Below are 3,901 nucleotides of genomic sequence, written 5' to 3'. Positions count from 1 at the left end.
CCTCCAAACAGTATGAGCAGTTCATAAACAATTCACAGCTAGCCCTGGAAAAGAAGTATGAAAGTGGGTGGAAACTCTTTAAACACAAAATCCCTATGTGGATTTTCTTTTTTATCTGCCTCGTAATTATTTACTACTGCATTACTAAAAATCTTTCTCTTATTCCTGTTTTGGGCTTAATAAGTTGTCTCTATATGATGTGTGAATTGGGTATATCCAATTGGATAGGATTCGGGATCTGGTTGATTGTCGGTCTATTTGTCTATTTCTTATATGGCTTTAAGCACAGCAAACTCAGACTTAAAGAAAACAACATATAAATAAAAAAGGCTGCAATTGCAGCCTTTTTTAATACCCTTACTCTCTTAAACTGTAGAAAATATTGCCCAACGATACAATATTTTCAAAATAAAAAAATATTTATTAAAAATAATTCCACAATTTGAGAATATATCTCTACATTTATAATTGTAAAAAACAAATGGTATTCAAGGACTTGATTACCATTTAAATTGCCCTCCTAATTATCCCTATAATTGTCTGGTTGGAAGGCCGACAATAGAGGCTCCTCCCCGGAGCCTTTTTTGTGCAATTAAACCGGAAGCCTGTTAAGCTCTATATCATCAGGAGTTACAAAGATTAATGGAACTTTCTCTACATCCACGTAACTTGAGTCAAGGCCAAAACTTCGCTCTTCGGATAAGCTCAAACGCTTCAACACAAAGTAGTAGTCCATTATTGAGCGCTCATAGAAACTCAGTTTAGAAAACTTAGATAGATGTTTTTCTAAGAGTACAAATCTAAAGTCACCAGCAATCTTATGTTTATTTAAAGACGTATACTGGCTTGTAATATCAACCTCACCATTTTTCACCAGATCTTCAATCACTTTTCGGTATAAAAGATTAACTCTTTGTTCCACCCTAAATCCGAGCTTAAAATCAATACGGATAAGCTTTCCCGGAATCAGGAATTCTACTTTATAATCCCGGGTAAATGGTTCATCAACAACGTCAACATGCACGAGCCAATAAACATCAGCTCGCTTGGGTTCTTTCTGGATAATTGAGTAAATAATCTTTGATTCTATTTCTGTTTTAAAATTGGCACTGGTAAGGTATACCAATTGGGAAGAATATTTTGGAACGGAAATATCACTACTTAGTTCACTTATTATCTCAAAATAATCCTCTATTTCAACATATTTAACAAACCGGTTTTTTATCTTCCTGGCAACATACCAACTCCACATTACAGTAAACAACGCAGATCCAATCAATACCGTTACCCAACCTCCATGGAAAAACTTCGCCATATTTCCTATCAGGAAGGTAAGTTCGAGTAAAATATAAATTACTAAAAAAGTTCCAATTACATATATCGGAACCTTTTTACGCTTCATATAAGCTGCAATCAATATCGTAGTAGAAAGAAAGGTTAGGTTTATAGCCAAACCATAAGCGCCTTCCATTGCCCCTGAGCTTTTAAATATCAATACAATTCCGATACAGCCCGCCCAAAGAATCCAGTTAATAGAAGGAACATAAATCTGTCCCTTTTGATTACTTGGATAATTGATTCTAACTTTTGGCCAAAGATTTAACCTTACTGCTTCAGATATTAAAGTAAAAGAACCAGTAATCATCGCCTGACTGGCAATCACCGCTGCGCAAGTTGCAAGTGCAACCATAAACAACAGATATTCGGATGGTACTATTTCAAAGAAGGGATTCAAAGTGGTGTTGTAATTGCCATGTTGCAACACCCAAACACCTTGTCCAAGGTAATTAAAAATCAAGGTTGTTTTTACAAAAACCCAACTAACGCGAATGTTTTTTCTTCCGCAATGCCCCATGTCTGAATACAATGCCTCGGCTCCTGTAGTACATAAAAACACCCCTCCTAATATTAATAAAGCCATCGGATTATTCACCAACAGTTCATAAGCGTAATATGGATTTAATGCTCTTAGAATACTTAAATCCTGCACAACATAAAGAAGACCTAATAATCCAAGTGTGCTAAACCACAGAAACATAACTGGACCAAATAGCTTTCCTACCAAATCAGTCCCGAATTGTTGTATTACAAACAATGCAGTAATGATAGCAAGAACTATAGGAATTACCGATACAGAAGGAAATTTCAATTGCAAGCCTTCAACAGCAGAGGTAACTGTTATACTTGGCGTAATGATACCATCAGCCAACAAAGCACAACCACCTATGATTGCAGGAATAACAAGCCACTTTGCATTTTTACGAACAAGGGAGTATAAAGAAAAAATACCACCCTCACCCTTATTATCCGCTTTTAATGTAATAACAACATACTTTACAGTAGTCTGCAAGGTTAAAGTCCATATGATACAAGACAAAGCACCAAGCACAAGATTTACATCAACATTTTGCCCACCATTAACCACTGAATTAAAAATGGCTTTTAAGGTATAGAGAGGAGAAGTTCCAATATCACCGTATACGATCCCTAAACTTACAAGTAAACCTCCTGCGGTGAGCGCACTTAAATTCTTTTGACTCGACACTTATCTTATTTTGTTTTGGTGGGTAAAATTACAGTAATTCTTATGTAAATGCATTGTTTTCTGATTTTTTTGAACCCCAACATGTGGTATTTACGCCACAACTTTAGGGTCTCCAAACGTTAATACTTGTTAAATATTGTTAAATATTTTTTTATTGAACAAAATGATTGATTTTTTTGTTTTATTATTTATATTTTTGGCAATACCAAACATGAGCAAGAAACACAGAATAGCGCTTCTCTTTCATATCTCCTGCATAATTTGCATGGGTGTCTTTGGCAGCGTTAATGTTTTTGCGCAAAAGTCTGACAGTACAATAAACAGTGCCAGGGCAAAGAGAATTAACAAAACACCACAAATCAAGGTCAACATACCAACGTACAAGCCCAAATACAACTTAGGATTTATACAATATAATGATGTGATCTCTAATGCAAAAGTTGTTCCAACCACTCAAACTAAACAAGATAAAATCCTTACTGTTTTAAAAGTTTATCCTAATCCTGTTGACGATCAGGTAAATTTAATGCTAAGACTTGATCGTGAGTCAAATCTTTCTGTTAAAATTATGGATTTGCTGGGCAATGAAGTTGTAACGCTTTCAAATGAGCGCATTTCCTCTGGGGAACAAACCAAAAGCTATACTATCCCCAATCGTTTAAATCCAGGTATCTATTTTTTAAAAATAGTAGCAGGGTCTGAAACAGTAGTAAAACGCATTTCAGTTTTATAGTCAACATTTAATCAATCTTCCTAATTGTTTCGTCTGTATAGAATGTATAATTTAGCAGCGGTTAGTGTTATTCACAAAACATAATACAAATGAAGGTAATCGCTATAGGCCGTAATTACGCCGCGCATATTAAAGAGCTAAATAACCCAACGCCGGAAAATCCGGTTATATTTCTAAAACCAGATACCGCAGTATTAAAAGACAACAAACCTTTTTATATACCAGATTTTTCTTCAGACATACACTACGAACTTGAAGTGGTTTTGAAAATTTGTAAAGAAGGCAAACATATTTCTGAAAAGTTCGCTCCCAATTATTATGAGGAAATGGGCCTCGGCATAGATTTTACTGCGCGAGATATCCAGACGCTACATAAAGAGAAAGGTTTACCCTGGGAGTTAGCCAAAGCTTTCGACAATTCTGCTGTCATAAGTACTTTTGTTCCTAAAACCCAATTCACAAACATATATGACCTCGACTTCGAGCTAAAAATCAACAATGAGACCAGGCAAATTGGCAATACTAAAAATATGCTCTTCCCGTTTGAGAGAATAATTGCCTTTGTATCTAAATACATTACATTAAAAAAAGGTGATCTTATTTTTACCGGTACGCCGGAAGGC

Annotated in this window: 4 protein-coding genes; 3 read left to right on the top strand and 1 reads right to left on the bottom strand. The window is 35.3% G+C overall.

The annotated features are described in order from the left end of the window. The coding region (locus tag AC1DDX_RS24940) for an amino acid permease C-terminal domain-containing protein (protein ID WP_477622785.1) at positions 1-320 on the top strand (320 nt) is incomplete at its 5' end. Between the two features lie 272 nt (positions 321-592). Here the strand turns inward: AC1DDX_RS24940 and AC1DDX_RS24935 are convergent. Further along, a complete protein-coding gene (locus AC1DDX_RS24935; protein ID WP_288883594.1) occupies positions 593-2,545 on the bottom strand; it encodes a KUP/HAK/KT family potassium transporter in 1,953 nt (650 codons plus the stop codon). 211 nt (positions 2,546-2,756) lie between these two features. Between AC1DDX_RS24935 and AC1DDX_RS24930 the strand changes: the two genes are divergently transcribed. After that, complete coding sequence (locus AC1DDX_RS24930) at positions 2,757-3,278, top strand: T9SS type A sorting domain-containing protein (RefSeq protein WP_246269574.1); 522 nt, start codon at positions 2,757-2,759, stop codon at positions 3,276-3,278. An 89-nt stretch (positions 3,279-3,367) separates the two neighbouring features. After that, a partial coding sequence (locus AC1DDX_RS24925; RefSeq protein WP_477622784.1) for a fumarylacetoacetate hydrolase family protein occupies positions 3,368-3,901 on the top strand: 534 nt, incomplete at its 3' end.

The sequence above is a fragment of the Pedobacter sp. 10L46_2 genome, from assembly GCF_056395165.1.
Note: the sequence above shows the minus strand (reverse complement) of the source record. Positions and strands in the feature narration are given on the sequence as shown.

Excerpts from the sequence above, each read along its gene's own strand:
- AC1DDX_RS24930 (WP_246269574.1), top strand. The coding sequence starts at position 2,757 with ATGAGCAAGAAACACAGAATAGCGCTTCTCTTTCATATCTCCTGCATA.